This is a genomic window from Sphingobium chungbukense, assembly GCF_001005725.1.
In the GTDB taxonomy this organism is placed as follows: domain Bacteria; phylum Pseudomonadota; class Alphaproteobacteria; order Sphingomonadales; family Sphingomonadaceae; genus Sphingobium; species Sphingobium chungbukense.
In genome coordinates, this window is record NZ_LBIC01000036.1 from 1 (window position 1) to 837 (window position 837).

1 protein-coding gene is annotated in these 837 nt (G+C 60.3%); it reads right to left on the minus strand.

Annotated elements, in window-relative coordinates; genetic code table 11:
* Nucleotides 1-837, minus strand: an 837-nt coding sequence (locus tag YP76_RS26425) for a Tn3 family transposase (protein ID WP_046766346.1), incomplete at both ends; no start/stop codon positions are given.

Genomic DNA, 837 nt, shown 5'->3' on the forward strand with positions numbered 1-837 from the left:
CTCCCCAGACTGCGGCATTGCGGATTGCCAGGGTCGCATTCGCAACCCTGGCACACGCCTCCTTGAGCGCCGCGGCATGAACGAAGCGGCGATGGACATGCAGCAGCTCTTCATAGCTGACATCGGGGGTGGCGCCGGCGATCCGCTTGAGCCCGGCATTCGTTCCCAAGCCGTAGAGGCATAGCAGGAGACGTTGATCCAGCGCGGTTTTCGGCAGTGCAACACGCGAGGCCGATGTTTCGAACGCTTCGAGAAGTCCCGTATCAAGGGCAGCCTCCTTCAGTACGTCGAGCAGCCCGGTCATCGGCCAGCGTTGGCCGATCTCGGTCTTGATCGAGGTGAGACCCCTGGGTTCGGGCAAGGGTTTGAACGGGGTGAGAGAGATACGGTTCTCGCCGCGCCACAGCAGCCGAACCTTGTCGTTCCGGGGAATATTGGCATTGAGGAGCAACAGTTCCTGAGCAAGCTCTTCCCGGATGGCGCTTGAAAATGCACGCGCATCCGCCGTCAGGTTCAATCCTGTGTAATATGCTTCTCGCCGCGCATCGAAGTCCTTGGGAAGATCGTCATCGGGATTGCGGTATCGGTCCGCCCCGGCAACCCAGATTTCCTTAGAACGGATGCGATCGCGCAGTTGCGCGAGGACACAAAGCTCATAACTGATCCGGTTTACGCGCCCCTCTTCATCAATGACGGAACTGCGCCATCTCGCCGGAATGACCTCGTCGACCGGCACTGCGTGCGGCGGCACGTAGCGGCATCCATCATCCACTTTGCTTCTGATCCAGTCCAGGGCCGCCAGCACCGGACGCCACATGGCGTTGTTCGACCGGAATT